Source organism: Tropicimonas marinistellae (assembly GCF_001509585.1).
Taxonomy (GTDB): Bacteria; Pseudomonadota; Alphaproteobacteria; order Rhodobacterales; family Rhodobacteraceae; genus Tropicimonas; species Tropicimonas marinistellae.
This window is the reverse complement of sequence record NZ_LNCI01000003.1, coordinates 220153-242006: the sequence shown is the minus strand read 5'-3', so window position 1 is coordinate 242006 and position 21854 is coordinate 220153. Positions and strand designations below refer to the sequence as shown.

Here is a 21854-nt window from a genome sequence, read left to right as displayed (position 1 = left end):
TTGCCCGTGCGACGGTCCGAGTTGTTATGGCTTTCTTGCGCGGGGGGCCGTAGGCCGCCAATCCGCGCTTTGTCTGCTAAGCACGCGGCAGGGACGCTGGCAAGCCCAAAACGGCGGAATGCGCCGGAAAAGGCCGAAAAGGAACGGAATTCGTGCCGCGAATGCCACTCATCCGGGATTTGCGCGTCCGCTGACCACGCGGTCTCGCCCATCGAAATCGGGATGAAGCCTGACATCTTCAAGCCCCGCCGCCGTAAAAAGCGCCGCGACAGCGCGCCCTTGGGTCGGCCCGATCTCCACCAGCAACCGGCCTCCCTGTGCCAGGTGTTGCGGCGCACCGGCGGCGATCCGGCGATAGGCCCCGAGCCCGTCGCCCTCGTCGGTCAGTGCCATGCGTGGCTCGTAGCCGGTGACCCCGGGGGCCAGATCTTCCATCTCTTCCAATGCGATATAGGGTGGATTTGAGACGATGAGATCATAGCGACCGTCAACCTTCCCAAACCAATCGGACTCCTCCAACGCGCACCGCCCATCGACACCGTGCGTCCCCGCGTTCGCCCGTGCGACCTCGAGCGCTCCTGCGGAGGCATCCACACCGAGTCCAACCGCCGACGCGCGCTCCGCAAGCAGCGTAATCAGGATGCAGCCCGATCCGGTTCCGAGGTCCAGCACCTGCGAGAACGGCTCACGAAGGGCCTCGGCCACCAGGCATTCCGTCTCCGGGCGCGGGTCGAGCACGCGGCGGTCCACTTGAAACCGCCGCCCCCAGAAATCGCGATATCCACGGATATGGCTCAACGGCTCCCCGCCCAACCGCCGCGATCCAAGGCTCCGCGCAAGCCCAAGTGCGTCCGCCGACAGCGCGTCCTGAACGTGCAGCGACATACGGGAGGCGTCGATCCCGATCACATGGGCCATGATCATGCGCGCTTCCCGCGCCGGTTGATCGATATCGCCCTCCGACAAATCGGCCGTCAGAACGGCGATCCCGTCCTGCACCCTGCCTGCCGGCTGGTTCACGCCCCCAGGTCCGCCAGTTTGCGCGCCTGATCATCCGCCGTCAGCGCGTCGATCACCTCTCCCAAATCCCCCTGCATCACCTGGTCGAGCTTGTAGAGTGTCAGGTTGATCCGGTGATCCGTCATCCGCCCCTGCGGGAAGTTGTAGGTGCGAATGCGCTCGGAGCGGTCGCCGGATCCCACCTGGCTCCTGCGGTCCGCCGCGCGCTCCGCATCGGCTTTCTGGCGTTCCAGATCGTAGAGCCGGGCGCGCAGCACCTGCATCGCGATCTCCCGGTTCCGGTGCTGGGATTTTTCCGAACTCGTCACCACGATCCCGGACGGTATGTGGGTGATCCGCACCGCTGAATCGGTCGTGTTCACGTGCTGCCCGCCCGCGCCGCTGGCGCGCATCGTGTCGATGCGGATATCGCCTGCGGGAATGTCGATATCCACCTCCTCGGCCTCCGGAAGCACCGCTACCGTGGCCGCCGAGGTGTGGATGCGGCCGCCGCTCTCCGTTTCCGGAACGCGCTGAACCCTGTGCACGCCGGATTCGTACTTCAGCCGCGCAAAGACCCCCTCGCCCTGCACATGCGCCACCGCTTCCTTGATGCCGCCGAGTTCTGTCTCCTGTGCCTCCACCAGCTCGAAACGCCAGCCCTGGGCCTCGGCATAGCGCTGATACATCCGCAAGAGATCCCCCGCGAAGAGCGCCGCCTCCTCTCCGCCGGTGCCGGGCCGGATCTCGACCATCGCCGGGCGCGCGTCCGCGGCGTCCTTGGGCAGCAGCGCCAGCTGCAGCGCCCGTTCGTGTTCCGGCAGCCGCTCGCGCAATGCCGGAAGCTCCTCCTCCGCCAGGTCGCGCATCTCCGGATCGGCCAGCAGTTCCTCTGCCTCGGCAATATCGGCCCGGCATTGCCGCCAGGCGGCTATCTCGGCCACCACGGGTTTCAGATCGGAGTATTCCTTGGCGAGCCGTGCGATCTCGCCCGCTTCAGCACCACCTGCCATCTTCGCTTCCAGAAACTCGAAGCGCGCGGCGATCTCATCCAGTTTGTCCTCGGGAACCATGCCGGGCTGCGTGCCGGATTGCGCGCCCTTGGTCAAGAGCCCCGGCACCGAACCCGCAACCGCACCCATGGACAAGCCCCCCCGAACCACACTAACTCGCCGCATCTGGCCGCGAAGGAGAGCCCCCTTGCCTGATTCTCTCATCCATGCCGCGAACGGCGCCATGCCGCGTCTGTTGGAGATCATGGCCCGGTTGCGTGACCCCGATCACGGCTGTCCGTGGGACATCGAGCAGAGCTGGGAAACGATTGCGCCTTACACGATCGAGGAGGCCTACGAGGTGGCCGACGCCATCGAGCGCGAGGCCTGGAACGAAGTGAAGGACGAATTGGGCGATCTTCTGCTCCAGGTCGTCTATTTCGCGCAAATGGGTGCCGAGGAGGGCCGCTTTACCTTCGCCGAAATCGCGGACGGGATCTCCGACAAGATGGTCGCCCGCCACCCGCATGTCTTCGGCGACGAGAGTCGCGACAAGAGCGCGGAACAACAGACCCGCGACTGGGAGGTGCAGAAGGCAAAGGAACGCGCTGCGAAAGGCGAAGCGCGTGTCCTCGACGGGGTGGCCCTCGGGCTGCCGGCCCTGCTGCGCGCCTACAAGCTCCAGAAACGCGCCGCAAGGGTCGGATTCGATTGGGAAAACCCCGACCTTGTGCTCGACAAGATCCGCGAGGAGGCCGAGGAACTCGCGCAGGCGACGGCCAAAGGTGACACCGACGCCATCGAGGACGAGATGGGCGACATGCTCTTCGTGCTGGCCAATCTCGCGCGCCACCTCGGCATCGACCCAGAGCAGGCACTGCGCCGAACCAACGCAAAATTCACCCGCCGCTTCAATGCGATCGAAGACGCTCTTCACGAAGGCGGGCGCACGCCGTCCGACGCCAGCCTGGAAGAAATGGATGCCCTCTGGACCGAGATAAAGGGACGTGAACGCCGCTGATTGGTACTGGCGAGGTCCTAGTCCGCGTCTTCCACGTCGACTGCCGGCAGGAGAGTATCGCCGAAGATCTGCGCCGCCGCGCTGAGTGAAAGCAGGCAACGGGCGCGGCAGGGCATGCGCCGAAATGTGCCTGCCCCCGGGCGTTGGTCCGGTTGGTCGGCGGCGCTACAGACCAAGTTCGCGAAACACCCCCGGCAATTGATCGGGAAGATCCGTTGCGATCACGCCCGGACCAAACCTGCGCGCGGCCTCGACATGTAGCCAAACGGCGATCTCGGCCGCGGTAACCGGCCAGATGTCGCGCGCGAGGAGCCCCGTGATCATTCCCGCGAGGACATCACCTGCGCCTGCGGTCGCAAGCCAGGGCGCGGACCGCTCGTAGGCAGCGGCGTTCAAGACCGTCCGCCCGCCCGGTTCGGCAATTACCGTGTCTCTGCCCTTGAACAGCACGATGCAGCCGGCCCGCGCGGCCGCCTCCTGCGTGGCCTCCACCTTCGAATAGGCCGGACCACCCTGCGGCGCTTCGGAGAGCTTGCGCCAGATGTCCGGGAACAGCCGAGCAAACTCTCCGGCATGTGGGGTCAGAACCACCCGGCTGTGCAGATGGGCGAAGAGCGTCGGTGGCGAGCCTTCGAAGGAGGTCAGCGCATCGGCATCCAGTACACAGCGGCGGCGGCTGCCGAGCGCAGTCATCACCATGTCGCGGGTCGCCGCGCCGATCCCGAGCCCCGGCCCCAGGCAAAGCGCGTTCTTGCGGTCGTCCTCCAGCAGCCCGCCCAGATCGGAGGCTCCGTTACAGCGCGTCAACATGATCGCCGTTAAATGCGCCGCACATTCGCTCACCGCCGTACCGGGCGCGGCCACGGTGACAAGACCGGCGCCGACCCGCAGCGCGCCACGGGCGGCCAGGCGCGCAGCGCCCGTGTGGCCCGGACCACCGGACAGTATCAAAGCGTGGCCGTAGTCGTATTTGTGGCTCGCCGCAGTGTCGTCACTCCCCTTGCGTAGTTCGTAGGCCCGGGGAATGGCGGCCGTCACGGCCGCCCCGAGAACTTCCCGGAGTTCCGGGCGCGCCGTCCGCAATGCTCCCTGATCGAGCCCGATATCGGCCACGGCAACCGAACCGCAACAATCCGGCCCTTCGGCCAGCAGATGCCCCAGCTTGCGGCGATGGAAGGAGACCGCGAGATCGAACCTCAGCGGCAACTCCTCCCTGGAGCCCAACATCAGGGGGCGGCCGGAATCCATGCACAGCCCTGACGGCGCGTCCACGGCCACGCGACGCGCCGTGCCCTTCGGGAAGGCCGCATCCAGTTCCCGCAGAGCCTGGTCGAGGTCTTCCTCCATCGGACGTGTCAGCCCGGTCCCGAAGAGCGCGTCGATCAGAACCGACGGCGCCTTTTCGCTGGCCATGCGAACACCGTACCGCAGCCCGAAGCGCCAGTCGGCGAAGGGAACGACCTGCCCCATGTCGGCCCACCGGTCGTGGTTGGCCTTTGCGTCAGGCGGAAGGCGGATCGCATCGCCGTACAAGAAGCACTCGACCTGCCATCCGCGCTCCTGCAACAGGCGCGCGATCACGAACCCGTCGCCACCGTTGTTGCCGGGACCGCAGAGAATCACCGCGTGCCTGTGGCCCTCCTCCAAGTCCGGGAACGCGGCAAACATCGCATCCACGACGCCCTGTCCGGCACGCTCCATCAACTCGCTCCCGGTGGCCGCGCCGAGATCGAATGCCGCCTGCTCAATGGCGCGCATTTGTGCAGAAGTGAGTAGTTCAGTCATGGAATCCGGCCAGTCCTATTTATTTATTGCCCAAGTTTTGTTCATTTTGCACAGCATTTAACCACACGCATTGGAAAGGGCTCTTCGCCGCAATCCTGCCGTAGCTCTTGAATTGTTCCGCCTCAGCGATGATGGTCTCTGCATTTACCGGGACGGATCACAGGGAGTCGGCCGCCACCATGAAAAAAATCGAAGCCATCATCAAACCTTTCAAGCTCGACGACGTGAAGGAAGCGCTTCAAGATGTCGGCGTGCAAGGGTTGAGTGTGATCGAGGTCAAGGGTTTCGGGCGGCAGAAGGGGCATACGGAACTGTACCGCGGCGCCGAGTACGTCGTGGATTTCCTGCCCAAGGTGAAGATTGAAGTCGTGCTTCCCGATGACCAGCTCGACAGTGCCATCGAAGCCATTACGACGGCCGCCAAGACCGACAAGATCGGTGACGGCAAGATCTTCATCTCCGACGTCCAGCAGGCGATCCGCATCCGAACCGGCGAGGAAGGCGACGACGCGCTCTGAGCCACTCTGGACCCCGACCATCCAACACAATTTCTGACAGAGGAAACAGAAGTCACATGAGCAAAGAAGCGGTTCTCAAGACCATTGCGGACGAGGATGTCGCCTACGTCGACGTTCGTTTCACCGATCCGCGAGGCAAGCTGCAGCACGTCACCGTCATGTCCGACCAGGTCGACGAGGATTTCCTGGAAGAGGGCTTCATGTTCGACGGCTCCTCCATCGCCGGCTGGAAGTCGATCGACCAATCCGACATGAAGCTGATGCCGGATACGGATTCGGTCTACATGGACCCGTTTTACGCCGAAAAGACGCTGGCGGTGCATTGCTCCGTCGTCGAGCCGGACACCGGCGAACCCTATGAGCGCGATCCGCGCGGTACCGCCGAGAAGGCCGAAGCCTACCTGAAATCCTCCGGCATCGGCGACGCGGCCTACATGGGCCCCGAGGCCGAATTCTTCCTGTTCGACGACGTCCGCTTCCAGGTCGGGATGAACAAGGTCGGCTACGAGGTGGACGCTATCGACGCCGCCTGGAACACCGACACCGAATACGAGATGGGCAACATGGGCCACCGGCCCGGCGTCAAGGGCGGCTACTTCCCCGTGAACCCCACCGACGACGCCCAGGACCTGCGCTCCGAGATGCTCTCGACCATGAAGCGCATGGGCATGAAGGTCGACAAGCACCACCACGAGGTTGCGTCGTGCCAGCACGAGCTCGGCCTCATCTTCGGTACCCTGACCAAGCAGGCCGACGAACTGCAGAAGTACAAGTACGTCGTGCACAACGTTGCTCACGCATACGGCAAGTCGGCAACCTTCATGCCGAAGCCGATCGCTGGCGACAATGGCACCGGCATGCACGTCAACATGTCGGTCTGGAAAGATGGCAAGCCGCTCTTCGCGGGCGACAAATACGCCGATCTCTCCGACGAGGCGCTCTACTACATTGGCGGTATCCTGAAGCACGCCAAAACGCTCAATGCCTTCACCAACCCGTCGACCAACTCTTATAAGCGCCTGATCCCGGGCTTTGAAGCGCCGGTTCTGCGCGCCTACTCGGCGTCTAACCGCTCCGGTTGCGTGCGTATCCCGTGGGCGGAAAGCCCGAAGGCCAAGCGTGTCGAGGCCCGCTTCCCCGACCCGTCCTCCAACCCCTACCTGTGCTTCGCGGCCCTTCTGATGGCCGGCCTTGACGGCATCAAGAACAAGATCCATCCGGGCGAAGCCATGGACAAGGACCTTTACGACCTGCCGCCGGAAGAGTTGGAAGGCATCCCGACGGTCTGCGCCTCGCTGCGTGAGGCAATGGAGTGCCTCGAAGCCGACCACGAGTTCCTGCTTGCGGGCGACGTGTTCACCAAGAGCCAGATCGAGGGCTACATGGATCTCAAGTGGGAAGAGATCTACGCCTACGAGCACACGCCGCACCCGATGGAATTCAAGCTGTACTACAGCTGCTAATCCAAAGAACAACGGGACAGTGACAAAGGGGGGCGCCCGCAATGGGCGCCCCCAACTCGTTTGGGCCTCCACACCGCGCGCCCATTGCGCCTGCGGCGTTCCCGCCATGCACGCGCGACGGCCACTTGCATCCGCGTCAATTTCGGGTCACGCAGCCACGGCGCGTTTTGCGCTGACTGAAAGCACGCCCAATGTCCGAGTCCCACCCCCTGCGCGCCGCCTTCTGGATGGCAGGTGCCATTTCCTCCTTCTCGCTGATGGCGGTTGCGGGACGCGCGGTATCGCTGGAACACGACACGTTCGAGATCCTGATGTACCGCTCTATTGTCTCCTTCGGGATTGTTCTGGTTATTGGCGGCGCCACCGGCGCGCTTTCACAGGTCAATACGCGCAACATGAAATGGCACCTGGCGCGAAACCTCTGCCATTTCACAGGACAAAACCTGTGGTTCTTCGCGCTGGCACTTATCCCGCTGGCGCATCTCATGGCGCTGGAATTCACCTCGCCGATCTGGGTGGCGCTGCTGGCGCCCCTGATCCTTGGCGAGAAACTCACTGCAACGCGGGCGCTGGCGGCACTGGTGGGATTTGCCGGCGTTCTTATCGTCGTGCGACCGGAGGTCGGCAGCCTGTCGCCGCCGATGATCGCCGCGGCGGCGGCAGCCATAGGGTTCGCCGGGTCCGCCCTCTTCACCCGCAGGCTCACACGCACCGAGAGTATCACCTGCATCATGTTCTGGTTGACTCTGATGCAGGCGGTCATGGGGGCGATCTGTGCCGGTATCGACGGGCACATTGCTGTGCCCTCCGCGACTGCGATGCCGTGGCTGGCGCTGATCGGGGCGACCGGCCTTGCCGCGCACTTCTGCCTGTCGAGCGCGCTGGCCCTGGCACCCGCGGCGATGGTCATGCCGATGGACTTTCTTCGCCTGCCGGTCATGGCAGCAATTGGAATGGCATTCTATTCGGAACCCGTCGATGCCTGGGTGCTGGTCGGAGCGGCGATCATATTCGGTGCCAATTGGCTGAACCTCCGCGGCCGGACGGCCGGAAACCGCCCCGTGACCGCCGCGGGGAGATGACACTGCACCCAAAGAAACCAATCGTTAAGCAAAATAGCTCAATTTACGCGACGTAGCTTCGAAGCGGCCATTTCGAGAATGTGACGGAGCGTAAAAATTGACGTTTTGACGACGCAACACTTAGGTTTTTTCGGCCACACAATACCAACGATTACCGGCAGCAACAGAAATGCCGGCACCTAGGAAATAAGGGACGAGACCTGAATGAGAATGTTAGTGACCAGCGCATCGGTCCTCGCGGCGCTGTCTGGGGGAGCGATCGCCGGCGGATTGGACCGAACGGGCCAACCCATTGGCGCGCTGTTTGAAAAGGGCGGAGAAACAGGCAATTACTTTGAATTGTCATTCGCGCATACATCGCCGGACCTTTCCGGCACGGGACTGGGTATTTCGCAGGTCGGCTTGCCGGGCGGCACCGGCTATGACGACGTGGGCGGCGCGTTTTGGAGTGTCGGGACGGCGGTAAAAGTCCGGTTCAACGATTCCCTGTCGGGCGCGCTGATATTCGACCAGCCCTACGGTGCCGATGTGGAATACTCCGGCGACCCGGGCACGACCGAGCTGGGCGGGACGAGTGCCTTTGCAGAGACCAATGCCCTGACGGCGTTGTTGCGATACAATTTCAATGCACGCTGGAGCGCCTATGGCGGCCTTCGAATCCAGACCGCAGAAGGCGATATCGACCTGAGCGGCCTTGCCTACGGTCCCACGGAAGAGATGATCCCCGCCATCGGCGCCATTGCGCCCCCCGCTGCGGGCGAAAGCATCGGTACGGCGAACGGCTATGACGTGGAACTGGAGCGCGATACAGCTCTGGGGTACGTGCTCGGTGCGGCCTACGAGATCCCGGACATCGCCCTGCGCGTGGCGTTGACCTACAGCTCCTCCATCACGCATGAAATGAAAACCCGCGAAAGCGGGCCGGACGTGTTGGTCAATCACCCTGTCTACGGCCTGATCGCGGTCAATCCCTACGACGGCGAGTCGACGACGGATGTGAAGACGCCGCAATCGGTCAATCTGGATTTCCAGTCCGGCGTGGCCGAGGATACGCTGGTTTTCGGTTCGATCCGATGGGTGGATTGGAGCGAGTTCCGGATCGATCCAACGAACTTCGTGAAAGCGACCGGCAGTGGCCTGGTGGAGCTGGAAGACACGACAACCTATCAGATCGGGGTCGGCCGGCAATTTACCGATCAATGGGCGGGCTCGCTTGCCGTCAGCTACGAGGCGGAAACCGACAAACTCGTTTCGCCGCTTGCGCCGTCGAATGGCCTCTGGGCGCTCGCGGTCGGCGCATCCTACGATATGGGTGACGTCAAGATATCGGGCGGTGCCCGCTACACGTGGCTGGGCGACGCCCAGCCCGAGACCGGAACGCCGGATGTGGCGCGGGCGGACTTCACAGAAAACACCGCGCTGTCGCTTGGCATCAGGGTCGGCTACGACTTCTGACCGCCCGGCCGCGTTCCCAAGTGACCTCGAAACGCCCCCGTCTGCCTCGCGGCGCGGGGGCGTTTCAGATTTGACGGCGCGGGACGGGCCAAGGCTCGACGGACAGGCAGTTCGTCCGCTTTCAAGCCGACCGCCACCACAGGCTTTGGCAGCCGCGCGCGTCTTCCGGATCACCATCAGCGGTGACCTTCGGCCGCGCCAACTCGCTCAATTCGCGGAATGTCGGCGCGCGCAAAACCCGTCGACAGAAAGAGACCGACAGGCCACAGTGCCCCCTCGGCCGGGCTGGTCCCCCCAAAAAGCTGCGCGGTGGTGGTTCCCGAACCACAATACGCGGGCCGCAGACCGTCACCACGGACTCGGGCATTGTCATCCGCCCCTACCCGTCGCCGCAGCGACGCCACAGCAGGGCGCATTGGACGCGACCATGGAGAAACCCTCTGGATTGCATCCGGCCGGCTCGCTACCACTCATCGCATGAAGACACCGCCCCGCCTCTACCCCAACGCCGCCGCCTGGGCGGCCGCGCCGAAAAAACGTCTGCTGCTCTTCGGTATGTCCGGCCTCGGCAAGACGCACGTTTCCAACATGCTGCGCGCGCATGGCGACTGGTTTCATTATTCGATCGATTACCGCATCGGCACCCGCTACATGGGCGAGCTGATCTCGGACGAGTTCAAACGCGAGGCGATGAAGGTTCCGAAACTGCGGGAACTCCTGTTGACGGATTCGATCTACATCGCGTCCAACATCACCTTCAACAACCTGGCGCCGCTCTCCCACTACCTCGGAAAGCCCGGCGACCCGGCCAAGGGCGGCCTCCCGATGGCCGAATACGCCAAGCGTCAGGAACAACATCATGCAGCCGAACGGGCTGCGCTGCTGGACGCGCCGCATTTCATCGACCGCGCCGAGGAAATCTATGGCTATCCGCACTTCGTCTGCGATTCCGGCGGATCGATCTGCGAGGTCGTGAACCCCCAGGACCCCGACGACCCGATCCTCACGACGCTCAATGCCGCCATGTTGCTGGTATGGATCGAGGGCTCGGAGGACCACGCGGAAGAGCTGGTACGGCGCTTCGATCGGGCACCGAAACCGATGTGCTACCGGGCGTCCTTCACCGAGACGTGCTGGCAGGATTTTCTGCACGAAAACAACACGGAAGCGGCAAAAGTTGATCCGGACAGCTTCGTACGATTCGCCTATCGTCGCGCCATGGCCGCCCGCCGGCCAGCCTACAGGGCAATGGCGGAAAACTGGGGCGTGACCGTGTCCGCCGAAGAGGTCGCAGCCGCCAACACACCTGACAAGTTCGATGCGCTGATCGGGCACGCCCTTGAGCGCGGCTAAGCGCAGGGCTATGTCAGGCGCTCCAACAAGCGAGTCCTTCCATGCCGATCAAACTGCCCGAGACATTGCCCGCCTTCGACGTCCTTCAGAACGAGGGCGTCATGGTCATGGGCGAGGACCGTGCGGAGCGGCAGGACATCCGCCCGCTCAGGATCGCTTTGCTGAACCTGATGCCGAAGAAAATCCAGACCGAGACGCAGTTCGCCCGGCTCATTGGCGCGACCCCGCTGCAGATCGATCTGCACCTGATCAGGATATCCTCGCACGAGACGAAGAACACCGCCGCGGAACACATGGAGGCGTTCTACAAGCCGTGGGAAGACCTGACGGAGGAGAAATACGACGGGCTGATCATCACCGGCGCCCCCGTGGAACACCTCCCGTACGAAGAGGTCACCTATTGGGACGAGCTGACCCGGATCTTTGAGTGGACGCAGACCAACGTGCATTCGACCTTTGGCGTCTGCTGGGGCGGCATGGCGATGATTCACCACTTCCACGGCGTGCCCAAACACATGCTGGACGAAAAGGCGTTCGGCTGTTTCCGGCACCAGAACCTCGCCCCCGCCTCTCCCTACCTTCGCGGTTTTTCGGACGACCTGTTGATGCCGGTCAGCCGCTGGACGGAAATCCGCCAGCATGAAGTGGAGGCGGTACCAGGGCTGATCCCGCTGCTAGCTTCGGACGAGACCGGACCGGCTCTGGTCAAGGACCCGGATCACCGGGCGCTCTATATGTTCAACCATTTCGAGTACGACAGCGGCACGCTCAAGGAGGAGTACGACCGCGATGTCTCGGCCGGAAAGAAGATCGCCGTTCCGGTGAACTACTACCCGCATGACGACCCCGAGACCATTCCGACAAACCGCTGGCGCAGCCATGCGCACCTGCTCTATGGCAACTGGATCAACGAGATATACCAGACCACGCCCTTCAACCTCGATGCAATCGGCTCAGGCCACTGGTAGGGCTGCGTCCGGCGCGGGCCCCTATCCGGCAGCAGGCTGCGGTTTGCGGTAGAGCGAAACGTGCATGCTGCTGCCGGCGTCGAATGGCTCCCGGTGCCACCCGCCCCACCGTGCGTCGAGGGTCAATCCGGCAAGACGTGCCATCAGGTCGATCTCGCTCGGCCAGGCATAGCGCAGGCGCAGCGGTACCAGTCGCGTTCCTGCCTCGGTTATTCGAATGCGCTGAAACTCGAGCAACTGGCACACCGGGTCGTGCACGACGGCTTCGAGGAACACCGATCCTCGGTCCAGATACCGTGTTGATACCCGCTGTCCGTCGGTGAACGCCGAAAAGTCCGGGACGAACGCCTCGACGAGAAACGTGCCACCATCGTTCAAACGCGCGGCGACATTCCGAAAACAGCGTAGCTGATCTGCCTGGGACTGCAGGTTGAAGAGCGTGTTGTAGACCAGAAATACGTGATCGAACCGTCCGTCGACGGCGACGTCGGCAAAATCGCCGACCTTTACCGAGATCCGCTCCGATCCGGGTTTCTCCCGAAGCTTCTCGACCATCAGTGGCGACCCTTCAATCCCGGTAACGGAATGCCCTCGGCGCGCCAGAGGCAAGGCCACACGCCCAGTGCCGATCGCCAGCTCCAGGATTCTCCCGTCGCCGGCGACTTCGGAAATGAGTGCAACCGTGTCTTCCGTGGTGCCGGGATCGTGCAGATCGTCGTAGTCTTCGGCGTTCAATTCGCCGAACGTGGATTCCGTGAAGGCGTCCAAGCGATCCCCCCTTTCGTATCGGCAAGCTCGTGAAATGTGTAACATCCAGAGTACAATCCGACGACAACCTACCGGTTGCATGGATTGAACTGCCACCGATCCGCCGACATACTGGAAAAAAACGGGAAACCACCATGTCCAGTCTGCCGTTCGATGGCGCGATCAGCGAGTTCTTCAAGAAAAAGGCCCCAGAAGACGTCAGGGAAGCCGTCAAGTCATCCGGTGGCAAACCGATCCTCAATCACAGCTACCCCTATCCAGACCGGATGGACAAGGAGCTCTACGAGGACACGCTGCACAAATTGCAGATCGAACTGGTGAAGCTGCAGGCCTGGGCGCAACACTCCGGCGAACGCATCGCCGTGGTTTTCGAAGGACGTGACACCGCCGGAAAAGGCGGTGCGATCAAGCGCTTCATGGAGCATATGAATCCCCGCTCGGCCCGCGTCGTGGCGCTCTCCAAGCCCACGAGCCGGGAGGTCAATCAATGGTATTTCCAGCGCTATGTCGAACAGATGCCTGCGGGCGGCGAGATCTGTCTCTTCGACCGCTCCTGGTACAATCGGGGCGTGGTGGAGAAGGTCTTCGGATTCTGTTCGAACGAAGAACGGCAGGCCTTCTTCCGCCAATTGCCCGATTTCGAGAAGCTGCTTGTGGAGGACGGCATCCGCCTCTTCAAGATCTGGCTCAACATCAGTCAGGCGGAGCAGCTGAACCGGATGCTTTCGCGCGAACATGATCCGCTCAAGCAGTGGAAGCTCTCCAAAATCGATGTCGACGGCCTAAATTACTGGGATGAGTATTCCGAGGCCATCTCCGAGACGCTGCACTTGACCCACGAGATCTACGCCCCCTGGACCGTGATCCGCGCCGACGACAAGCGTCGCGCCCGCGTTTCCGCAATTCGCCTTGTGCTGAGCCAGATCAACTACGAAGGCAAGAAAAAGAAGGTCGTGGGGGAACTCGATCCCGCGATCTGCGGGGGCCCTGCCCTGATTCATGCCTAAGAAGCGCGGCTATCACCACGGCAATCTTCGGCAGGCGTTGGTGGATGCCGCACTGGGGCTGATCGAGGCCAAGGGGCCGCAGGGCTTCACCCTATCCGAGGCCGCCAAAGCCGCTGGCGTTACACCGGCGGCCGTCTACCGGCATTTCGAGGGCCGTGAGGATCTGCTGTGTGAAATCGCGCGGCAGGGCTTCGAGATCTTCGCAGATCTGATGGAGTTTGCCTTCGACAAGGGTCAGCCGTCCGCGCTGGCGAGTTTCGAGGCCACGGGTCGCGCCTACCTTGCCTTTGCCCGCAAGTACCCCGGCCACTACCAGGCGATGTTCGAGGCCGGCCTTTCAATGCAGTCCGTGCCGGAACTGGCAGCGGCGGCCGAGCGCGCGGCAGCTGTTCTGGAACGTGCCGCGGAAGGGCTCATGGGGCAGCTTCCCCCCGATCGGCGCCCGCCGCCACAGATGATATCCGCTCATATCTGGGCCATGAGCCACGGTGTCGTTGAACTCTACGCGCGCGGAGCGCCGGGCAGCCGCACGCCCTTCCCGCCCGACGACCTTCTGGAAACAGGGATCGGCATCTATCTGCGCGGGCTGGGCTTGCTGCCGCCGGACGCCTAGCAGCGGCCAATACCGCGAATCACCCCTGGAGTGATTCGCCGCACCCATGCGTTCATGTTCGCGCTAACCGACTGATATTGAAGAATATGAGAGGGCCGTCACAGAGCTGAAATAATCTTTCAGCACCAATGTATTGGAGACTACCTCCGCCGCTGCAGCGCAGATTTTTTCCGCAACGCAGCATCTATCGGTTAACGTACCGGAAGTTCGGAGGAACGCGGGGAGGATGAGATGACCTGGGGCGACATTCTGCAGGATTGGCATGGCCAGCTCGACCGCCTTGAAGCAATGTTTCCCCACGCCGACACAGCGGCCCTTGTCCGGTTCCGCGGCAACAAGCACCTGCTCGCGGAATATATCGCCGACACGCATGACCTGACACTCGCCGAAGGGCTGGAAGCCGTGGAGTTGCGCCTCTTGCCGGGCGCCGCGACGCCGGCGCATTTCGCCTGCGCCGCCGAGTGAGGCGCCCCTTCCTCGCGGTCAGGTGAGCGACGTCACCCAGAGGATCGTCGCATCGTCCTGACTGACAGACACCACATTGTGCCCCATGGTCGCGTCGTAATAGGCGCTGTCGCCGCGCCGCAGATCCACCGGCGCGTAGAACTCCGTATAAAGCCGGATGACCCCGGTCAGAACCAAGAGGAACTCCTCGCCCTCGTGGCGCACCCAGCCATCGAATTCTTCCATCGTGCGCGCCCGGATACGCGCGCGGTATGGCAGCATCTTCTTCGTCTTCAAGCCGCTTGCCAGCAATTCGTGCTCATAGGTGGCCGTGGCATGTGCCGCGCCATCGCCGGCGATATTGACCACCATGCGCCCATTTGCCTCCACCCGCGGCGGCGGCGTGAAGAGTTGCGGAACAGAGATCTTCAACCCTTCGGCAAGCTTCTTGAGCGCCTCATAGGTCGGTGACATCTGCCCGTTCTCGATCTTTGACAACGTGGAGCGTGCAAGCCCTGCCTGCCTGGCCGCCTGTTCCAGGGTCCAGCCCTGCGCCTTGCGCAATTCGCGCACCCGTTCGCCCAGATCGAGCGGCGCGCCGTACTCGTCCTGGCCGGATTCTCGCGCAATTCGAATGAGCGACTTGGGGTCGGATGGAGGCGATTGATCGGACATGCCGGTTGTCTTAGGTCGCAAAATTGGCGGTTTCAATGCCGATACCGTTGCCGCCGACGAGCTCAGGACCGAATGGGTCCCGCTTCTCTGCCAACCGAACAGGCGTTCCACGGCGCCTCTCAACGTCCCCGTCCGGCGTTGGCCCGTGTGAGTTGCCCGCCACCAATCGTTACCAACGGCATCTCCTGGCATTGGCGAAGCGCGCGGCAAATCCTCCCCTGGGACGGGACGGTCACGTTGCGCTCCGCTTGGCACCCTCACAAATCGGCCAGATCCCAACAGCATTTATTGAAATTCAGGGAAGCTGTGACCAACTTTCAAATATTGTCGAAAAGAGCTGTGTTTGCTTTGAAGGTGGTCGCTGCTGACGTTCAGGAACATAGTCTTGCTGACGCCCGTTGTGTGAGGAGCCTCTATGCCTTCCAGATACTTCGCTCCGACAGGAGGCCATCCCGGACAGGAGCAGCTCCTGACCGATCGTGCGGTCTTCACGGAGGCCTATGCCGTCATCCCCCGTAGAACGATGCGCGATATCGTGACGAGCTACCTTCCCTTCTGGACAGGTACGCGGCTCTGGGTGCTGTCCCGTCCCTTGAGCGGATTCGCAGAGACCTTCTCGCAATACATCATGGAAGTGACGCAGGGCGGTGGTTCGGAGCGCCCGGAAACCGATCCGACGGCGGAAGGCGTGCTTTTCGTAGTCGAGGGTGCGGCAACGCTGAATGTGAACGGCGCGGAACACGTTCTGACGCCCGGTGGCTATGCCTACCTTCCGCCCTCAACGGAATGGACGCTCTTCAATCGTGGTAGCGAGACACTGCGTTTCCACTGGATTCGCAAGGCCTACGTGGCCGTCGACGGACTGGACGCACCGGATGTGCTGATCCTGAACGAGAACGACATCGCGCCAACGCCAATGCCCGGCACCGATGGCAAGTGGGCGACCACGCGTTTTGTGGATCCGGCCGACATGCGTCACGACATGCACGTGACAATCGTCACCTTCGAGCCCGGCGCGGTCATCCCGTTCCTCGAAACCCATGTCATGGAGCATGGGCTCTATGTTCTGGAGGGCAAAGCCGTCTACAGGCTCAACAACGACTGGGTCGAAGTCGAGGCCGGGGACTACATGTGGCTGCGCGCGTTCTGTCCCCAGGCCTGCTACGCGGGCGGTCCAGGCAAGTTCCGCTACCTGCTCTACAAGGACGTCAATCGGCACATGGCGTTGAACTCGGGATCAGCCTCGGTTCACCGTCCGCAGCGGTTCAACTCGGCGGCCGAGTAGCCGGCCCACCAATTGCGATGGTCAGTTCCTGTGCCGCCTCCATCACCGGGCGGCTCAGGCGTTCGATCTGGCCACCATCGACGCGGCTTGTCGGGCCGGACACCGAAATGCCGGCGATGGCTTCGCGGTTCATGTCGAAGACCGGCGCCGCGATACAACGCATCCCGGTGTTCTTCTCCTCGTCGTCGATGGAAAACCCCCGACTGCGGATTTGCTTCAGATCCTCCAGTAGTGCCGCGCGTTCCGTGATCGTGCGGTCCGTGAAGATCGTGAGTTCCGCCCGGCCCAGCGTGCGTTCCAGCCGCTCGGAATCCATTTCCGCCAGGAGCGCTTTGCCGATACCGGACGCATGCATTGGCGAAAGCGTCCCGGGCGGGAAGAACGCGCGGATGCTGGCATTCGTCTCCACCTGACTGAGGAAAAGGACAGCGCCCTCCTTCTCGGTACCGAGGTTCGCCGTCTCGCCGGTCGCCTCCATGAGCTTTCTCAGGATCGGACGCGCACGGTCGACGAGGCTGGTGCGGCGCAGGAAACGCGCACCAATCACGAAGGCCTGCGGCCCGATGTGCCAAAGCTGTTCCTCGGCATCGAAGCCAACCAGACCACGCCCCTGAAGCGTGACAAGGATTCGATAAACCGTCGCCGGGGATTGCCCCATCTCATCGGAAATCGCGGTGAGCGTCATGCCCTGGGCTTCACTCAGGAACTCGAACACCTCCATTGCGCGATCCAGTGACTTGATCGTGTTCTGGGCCGTCTTGTCGACCCAGTTGCGAGGCCTTCCCCGGGCCTTGCGATGCGGGCGCTGATCATTCTCTCGGGATTCCATAAGATGTTTTCCGCACACTATGAAAGTATATTTCACATTATGAAAAATACAACCAACTGACAACTATACTTTTTTCTCCATACTCCCTCACTTGAAAAACGATTTCAAAAAAATTTCCATCGTGGGCGACTTGCCATAATGTCGCGGCAACGACGCAAGGAGACCGCCATGAGCTTTCAGAATCCCGTCTTCATCCCGGGGCCGACCAATATCCCCGAAAGCCTGCGCAAGGCCTGCGACATGCCGACGATCGACCACCGGTCGCCGCTCTTTGGCCAGATCCTGCATCCCGCCCGCGAGGGTGTGCGGAAGGTCCTGAAGAGCGACAGCGCGGAGGTCTTCATTTTTCCCTCCACCGGCACCGGTGGTTGGGAAACGGCGCTGACCAACACGCTTTCGCCGGGGGACAAGGTTCTGGCGGCGCGCAACGGCATGTTCTCCCACCGCTGGATCGACATGTGCCAGCGCCACGGGCTGGACGTCCAGATCGTCGAGGCCCAATGGGGCGCGGGCCTTCCGGCCGACCGCTACGAGGAGATCCTGACCGCGGACAAGGGGCACGAGATCAAGGCCGTCCTGGCGACGCATAACGAGACGGCGACGGGCGTGAAGTCCGACATTGCCGCCGTGCGCCGCGCGCTGGACGCCGCCGGTCACCCGGCTCTGCTGTTCGTCGACGGCGTCAGCTCCATCGCCTCGATGGACTTCCGCTTTGACGCGTGGGGCGTGGATGTCGCCGTGACCGGGTCGCAGAAAGGCTTCATGCTGACCGCGGGCCTCGCCATCACCGGCTTCAGCGAGAAGGCGATGGCGGCGACCGGCTCCGCCACCCTGCCCCGCACCTTCTTCGATATCCGCGACATGGAGACGGGCTATGCGAACAACGCCTACCCCTACACGCCTGCGGTCGGTCTGCTGAACGGGTTGAACGAGGCCTGCCGGATGCTGCTGGACGAGGGGCTGGAAAACGTCTTCGCACGTCACCATCGCATCGCCGAGGGCGTTCGTGCCGCGGTGCGGGCCTGGGGGCTGGAGCTCTGCGCGATCTCGCCGGAGGTCTATTCGGACACAGTCAGCGCGATCCGCACGCCCGACGGGTTCAATGCGACCGATATCGTCACCCATGCGGCCAACACCTATGGCGTCGCCTTCGGCGTTGGCCTTGGCGAGGTTGCGGGCAAGGTCTTCCGCATCGGGCACCTTGGCAGCCTGACCGATGTCATGACACTGTCAGGGATCGCCACCGCCGAGATGTGCATGGCCGATCTCGGGCTCGACATCACACTGGGCTCCGGCGTTGCCGCGGCGCAGGAATACTACCGTGCCCATTCCGCCCTGCCGCAGAAAGACGCTGCATGATGAAGGACACCGCGATGTATATCCCGACCTACGAGGACATGCTGGCCGCGCACGAGCGCATCAAGCCCCATATCCGCCGGACGCCGGTCCGGACCTCGGACTACTTGAACGAGCTGGCGGGCTGCGAGCTGTTCTTCAAATGCGAGAACTTCCAGGAGCCGGGCGCCTTCAAGGTGCGCGGCGCCAGTAACGCTGTGTTCGGACTGGATGATGCGCAGGCGGAGAAGGGCGTGGCGACGCATTCCTCCGGCAACCATGCCTCCTGCCTCAGCTATGCGGCCATGCTGCGGGGCATTCCCTGCAACGTGGTCATGCCGCGCACGGCGCCGCAGGCCAAGAAAGACACGGTGCGCCGCTATGGCGGCAAGATCACCGAATGCGAGCCTTCGACCAGCTCGCGCGAGGCGACCTTTGCGAAGGTGCAGGCCGAAACGGGAGGCGACTTCGTGCATCCCTACAACGATCCGCGCGTGATTGCCGGGCAAGGGACCTGCTCCAAGGAGTTCATGGAACAGACCGACGGGCTGGATGCCGTCGTTGCTCCGATCGGCGGCGGCGGCATGGTCTCGGGCACCTGCCTCACCCTCTCGACGCTGGCGCCGGAGACGCAGGTCATCGCGGCGGAGCCGGAGCAGGCCGACGACGCCTATCGCAGTTTCAAGGCCGGGCACATCATCGCCGACGATGCGCCGAAGACCATCGCCGACGGGTTGCTGGTGCCGCTCAAGGACCTGACCTGGCACTTCGTCTCGAACCACGTCTCCGAGATCTACACCGCCAGCGACCAGGAAATCATCGACGCGATGAAGCTGACATGGAAGCATCTGCGCGTGGTGATGGAGCCCTCCAGCGCCGTGCCGCTGGCCTGCATTCTCAAGAACCCGGACGCCTTCCGCGGCAAGCGCGTCGGCGTCATCATCACCGGCGGTAATGTCGACCTCGACCGCCTGCCCTGGACTCAGTGAAGGAACCGCAGCCATGAACGCACCCGTTAATCTCGACAATCTCGAAGTAGGTTTCGACGTGCCGGCCCTGCCGGGTATGGACGAGGCCGATATCCAGACGCCCTGCCTCGTGCTCGATCTGGACGCGCTGGAACGCAACATCAAGAAGATGGGCGACTATGCCAAGGCGCATGGCATGCGCCACCGCGTGCACGGAAAGATGCACAAGTCCGTCGATGTGGCGAAGCTGCAGGAGAAACTCGGCGGCGCCGTCGGCGTCTGCTGCCAGAAGGTCAGCGAGGCGGAAGTCTTCGCGCGCGGCGGCATCAAGGATGTGTTGGTGTCGAACCAGGTCCGCGACCCGGCCAAGATCGACCGGCTGGCGCGGCTCCCCAAGCTCGGGGCGCGCACCATCGTTTGCGTCGATGACATCGACAACGTGGCCGAACTGTCCGCCGCGGCGCAAAAACACGGCACCGAGATCGAGTGTTTCGTGGAGATCGATTGCGGCGCCGGTCGCTGTGGCGTGACCACCACCGAGGCCGTCGTCGAGATCGCCAAGGCCATCGACGCCGCGCCAAACCTCAAGTTCACCGGCATCCAGGCCTATCAGGGCGCCATGCAGCACCTCGACAGCTTCGAGGCGCGCAAGGAGAAGCTCGACGTCGCCATCGCGCAGGTGAAAGACGCCGTGGCCGGGCTTTGCGAAGCCGGGCTGGAACCCGAACTGGTCTCCGGCGGCGGCACCGGCTCCTACTATTTCGAGTCCAACTCGGGCGTCTACAACGAGCTTCAGTGCGGTTCCTACGCCTTCATGGACGCCGACTACGGCCGCATCCTCGACAAGGATGGCAAGCGTATCGACCAGGGCGAGTGGGAGAATTCCTTCTTCATTCTCACCCAGGTGATGAGCCACGCCAAGGCGGACAAGGCGATCTGCGACGCGGGGCTCAAGGCGCAATCGGTGGACAGTGGTCTGCCGTTCATCTTCGGCCGCGACGACGTGGAATACATCAAGTGTTCCGATGAACACGGGGTGATTTCTGACCCCGATGGCGTGCTCGCGGTCGGCGAGAAGCTGCGGCTGGTACCGGGCCATTGCGACCCCACCGCCAATGTCCACGACTGGTATGTCGGCGTGCGAAACGGCAAGGTTGAAACCGTTTGGCCGGTCTCCGCCCGTGGAAAGGCTTACTAGCACGTCGCTGCCGACAAAGGGGAAGGACCGGTTCCAAAGTGGGCCGGGAAGCCGCCCGTGTGCATGCCTCCTTCCGGCTCGGCACACGGGCGCACGAACAATCTACGGAGAAACATATGCTGATCGTCCCCGAGCGCGAGATTGCCAACCTGATGACGCGCGAAGCCGCCTTTGAGGCTGTCCAAAAGGTCTTCGCGGCCATGGCATCAGGCGATGCCTACAATTTCCCGGTCGTGCGCGAGGCCATCGGCCACGAGGATGCGCTTTACGGCTTCAAGGGCGGTTTCGACCGAGCCGGTCTGACCCTCGGTTTGAAAGCGGGCGGCTACTGGCCGAACAACCTCGAAAAGCACGGGATGATCAATCACCAGTCCACCGTCTTCCTCTTCGATCCGGATACCGGACGGGCGACGGCGATGGTGGGCGGGAATCTCCTGACCGCGCTGCGGACGGCGGCCGCCTCCTCCGTGTCGATTGCGCATCTGGCACGCGAGGATGCCCGCGTCATCGGCATGATCGGAGCCGGTCACCAGGCGAAATTCCAGCTGCGCGCTGCGCTGGAACAGCGGAGCTTCGAGAAGGTCATCGGCTGGAACCTGCATCCGGAGATGCTGCCGAACCTGGAGGAGGTCGCGTCAGAGGCGGGGCTGCCGTTTGAAGCGGTGGAGCTGGACGGCATTCGAGACGCGGATGTGATCATTTCGATCACCTCCTCCTTCGATGCGATCCTGACGGCCGATCAGGTCAGCCCGGGCACCCACATCGCCTGCATGGGCACCGACACCAAAGGCAAGCAGGAGGTCGATCCGGCACTTCTGGCGCGCGCCACTGTCTTCACCGACGAGGTGGCGCAATCCATCTCCATCGGCGAGGCGCAACACGCCATCGCCTCCGGCCTGATCGCGGAGAACGACATCGCGCAACTCGGCTCAGTCATCAACGGCACGCACCCGGGCCGCACGTCGGCGGAGCAGATCACGCTTTTCGACGGCACCGGCGTCGGTCTTCAGGATCTCGCGGTGGCCGCTGCCGTTGTCGATCTCGCCGCCAGGAACGGCAGTGCCATCGAGGTGGATTTCTGACGAGCCATTGCTGC

21 protein-coding genes are annotated in these 21854 nt (G+C 63.0%); 15 read left to right on the top strand and 6 right to left on the bottom strand.

The window, feature by feature from the left end; translation table 11 throughout:
* Nucleotides 1–168: 168 nt before the first annotated feature.
* Together prmC and prfA are read right to left on the bottom strand one after the other, a co-directional pair.
* The gene (prmC, locus tag ARC39_RS07375; protein WP_236545145.1) at nt 169–1020 is read right to left on the bottom strand and encodes a peptide chain release factor N(5)-glutamine methyltransferase; all 852 of its coding nucleotides are present in this window, start codon (nt 1018–1020) and stop codon (nt 169–171) included.
* Nucleotides 1017–2072 (bottom strand): peptide chain release factor 1, encoded by a 1056-nt coding sequence (gene prfA, locus ARC39_RS07370; RefSeq protein ID WP_068113220.1) that lies wholly within the window; start codon nt 2070–2072, stop codon nt 1017–1019. The genes prmC and prfA overlap by 4 nt, the downstream gene beginning before the upstream one ends.
* A 127-nt stretch (nt 2073–2199) precedes the next feature.
* Between prfA and mazG the strand changes: the two genes are divergently transcribed.
* A complete protein-coding gene (gene mazG, locus ARC39_RS07365; RefSeq protein WP_236545144.1) occupies nt 2200–3012 on the top strand; it encodes a nucleoside triphosphate pyrophosphohydrolase in 813 nt (270 codons plus the stop codon).
* 165 nt (nt 3013–3177) lie between these two features.
* Here mazG and ARC39_RS07360 read toward each other — a convergent pair whose 3' ends face one another.
* Nucleotides 3178–4797, bottom strand: a complete 1620-nt coding sequence (locus ARC39_RS07360; RefSeq protein ID WP_068112339.1) for a bifunctional ADP-dependent NAD(P)H-hydrate dehydratase/NAD(P)H-hydrate epimerase — start codon at nt 4795–4797, stop codon at nt 3178–3180.
* Nucleotides 4798–4976: 179 nt separating this feature from the next.
* Here ARC39_RS07360 and ARC39_RS07355 point away from each other — a divergent pair, with 179 nt between their 5' ends.
* The 6 genes from ARC39_RS07355 to metA all read left to right on the top strand — a co-directional run bounded on the left by ARC39_RS07355 (nt 4977) and on the right by metA (nt 11636).
* Nucleotides 4977–5315: a P-II family nitrogen regulator gene (locus ARC39_RS07355; protein WP_068112338.1), complete on the top strand. Its 339-nt coding sequence runs from the start codon at nt 4977–4979 to the stop codon at nt 5313–5315.
* Between the two features lie 56 nt (nt 5316–5371).
* A complete protein-coding gene (gene glnA / locus ARC39_RS07350) occupies nt 5372–6778 on the top strand; it encodes a type I glutamate--ammonia ligase (protein ID WP_068112336.1) in 1407 nt (468 codons plus the stop codon).
* Nucleotides 6779–6969: 191 nt separating this feature from the next.
* The gene (locus ARC39_RS07345; RefSeq protein ID WP_068112333.1) at nt 6970–7860 is read left to right on the top strand and encodes a DMT family transporter; all 891 of its coding nucleotides are present in this window, start codon (nt 6970–6972) and stop codon (nt 7858–7860) included.
* Nucleotides 7861–8064: 204 nt separating this feature from the next.
* On the top strand, nt 8065–9315 hold the full coding sequence (locus ARC39_RS07340) for an OmpP1/FadL family transporter (RefSeq protein WP_078059129.1): 1251 nt from the start codon (nt 8065–8067) through the stop codon (nt 9313–9315).
* Nucleotides 9316–9792: 477 nt separating this feature from the next.
* A complete protein-coding gene (locus ARC39_RS07335) occupies nt 9793–10668 on the top strand; it encodes an ATPase (RefSeq protein ID WP_068112327.1) in 876 nt (291 codons plus the stop codon).
* Between the two features lie 41 nt (nt 10669–10709).
* Nucleotides 10710–11636 carry a homoserine O-acetyltransferase MetA gene (gene metA, locus ARC39_RS07330; protein WP_068112324.1) on the top strand — a complete coding sequence of 309 codons (927 nt, stop codon included), beginning with the start codon at nt 10710–10712 and terminating at the stop codon, nt 11634–11636.
* Nucleotides 11637–11657: 21 nt separating this feature from the next.
* Here the strand turns inward: metA and ARC39_RS07325 are convergent, their stop codons facing one another.
* Nucleotides 11658–12404, bottom strand: coding sequence for a class I SAM-dependent methyltransferase (locus ARC39_RS07325; protein WP_068112321.1), 747 nt, complete (start codon nt 12402–12404; stop codon nt 11658–11660).
* A gap of 134 nt (nt 12405–12538) precedes the next feature.
* Here ARC39_RS07325 and ppk2 point away from each other — a divergent pair, with 134 nt between their 5' ends.
* The 3 genes from ppk2 (at nt 12539) to ARC39_RS07310 (ending at nt 14489) form a co-directional block, all read left to right on the top strand.
* Nucleotides 12539–13411 carry a polyphosphate kinase 2 gene (ppk2, locus tag ARC39_RS07320; protein ID WP_068112318.1) on the top strand — a complete coding sequence of 291 codons (873 nt, stop codon included), beginning with the start codon at nt 12539–12541 and terminating at the stop codon, nt 13409–13411.
* Entirely contained in the window at nt 13404–14024 is a 621-nt protein-coding gene (locus tag ARC39_RS07315) for a TetR/AcrR family transcriptional regulator (protein WP_068112315.1), read from the top strand. Before ppk2 ends, ARC39_RS07315 begins: the two co-directional genes overlap by 8 nt.
* 231 nt (nt 14025–14255) lie before the next feature.
* On the top strand, nt 14256–14489 hold the full coding sequence (locus tag ARC39_RS07310) for a hypothetical protein (RefSeq protein ID WP_068112312.1): 234 nt from the start codon (nt 14256–14258) through the stop codon (nt 14487–14489).
* 18 nt (nt 14490–14507) lie between these two features.
* Here the strand turns inward: ARC39_RS07310 and ARC39_RS07305 are convergent, their stop codons facing one another.
* The gene (locus ARC39_RS07305; RefSeq protein ID WP_068112310.1) at nt 14508–15143 is read right to left on the bottom strand and encodes a helix-turn-helix domain-containing protein; all 636 of its coding nucleotides are present in this window, start codon (nt 15141–15143) and stop codon (nt 14508–14510) included.
* A 415-nt stretch (nt 15144–15558) separates the two neighbouring features.
* Between ARC39_RS07305 and ARC39_RS07300 the strand changes: the two genes are divergently transcribed.
* Complete coding sequence (locus ARC39_RS07300) at nt 15559–16428, top strand: bifunctional allantoicase/(S)-ureidoglycine aminohydrolase (protein ID WP_068112308.1); 870 nt, start codon at nt 15559–15561, stop codon at nt 16426–16428.
* Here ARC39_RS07300 and bhcR read toward each other — a convergent pair.
* A complete protein-coding gene (gene bhcR / locus ARC39_RS07295; RefSeq protein WP_068112304.1) occupies nt 16409–17257 on the bottom strand; it encodes an HTH-type transcriptional regulator BhcR in 849 nt (282 codons plus the stop codon). The two genes, ARC39_RS07300 and bhcR, sit on opposite strands and share 20 nt — an antisense overlap.
* Before the next feature lie 168 nt (nt 17258–17425).
* Between bhcR and bhcA the strand changes: the two genes are divergently transcribed.
* The 4 genes from bhcA (at nt 17426) to bhcD (ending at nt 21840) form a co-directional block, all read left to right on the top strand.
* Complete coding sequence (gene bhcA / locus ARC39_RS07290) at nt 17426–18616, top strand: L-aspartate--glyoxylate aminotransferase BhcA (protein ID WP_068112302.1); 1191 nt, start codon at nt 17426–17428, stop codon at nt 18614–18616.
* A complete protein-coding gene (gene bhcB, locus ARC39_RS07285; protein ID WP_068113213.1) occupies nt 18616–19581 on the top strand; it encodes a beta-hydroxyaspartate dehydratase BhcB in 966 nt (321 codons plus the stop codon). The genes bhcA and bhcB overlap by 1 nt, the downstream gene beginning before the upstream one ends.
* Before the next feature lie 13 nt (nt 19582–19594).
* Nucleotides 19595–20758, top strand: a complete 1164-nt coding sequence (gene bhcC / locus ARC39_RS07280; protein ID WP_068112297.1) for a 3-hydroxy-D-aspartate aldolase BhcC — start codon at nt 19595–19597, stop codon at nt 20756–20758.
* A gap of 116 nt (nt 20759–20874) precedes the next feature.
* Nucleotides 20875–21840: an iminosuccinate reductase BhcD gene (gene bhcD / locus ARC39_RS07275; protein ID WP_068112293.1), complete on the top strand. Its 966-nt coding sequence runs from the start codon at nt 20875–20877 to the stop codon at nt 21838–21840.
* Nucleotides 21841–21854 lie beyond the last annotated feature (14 nt).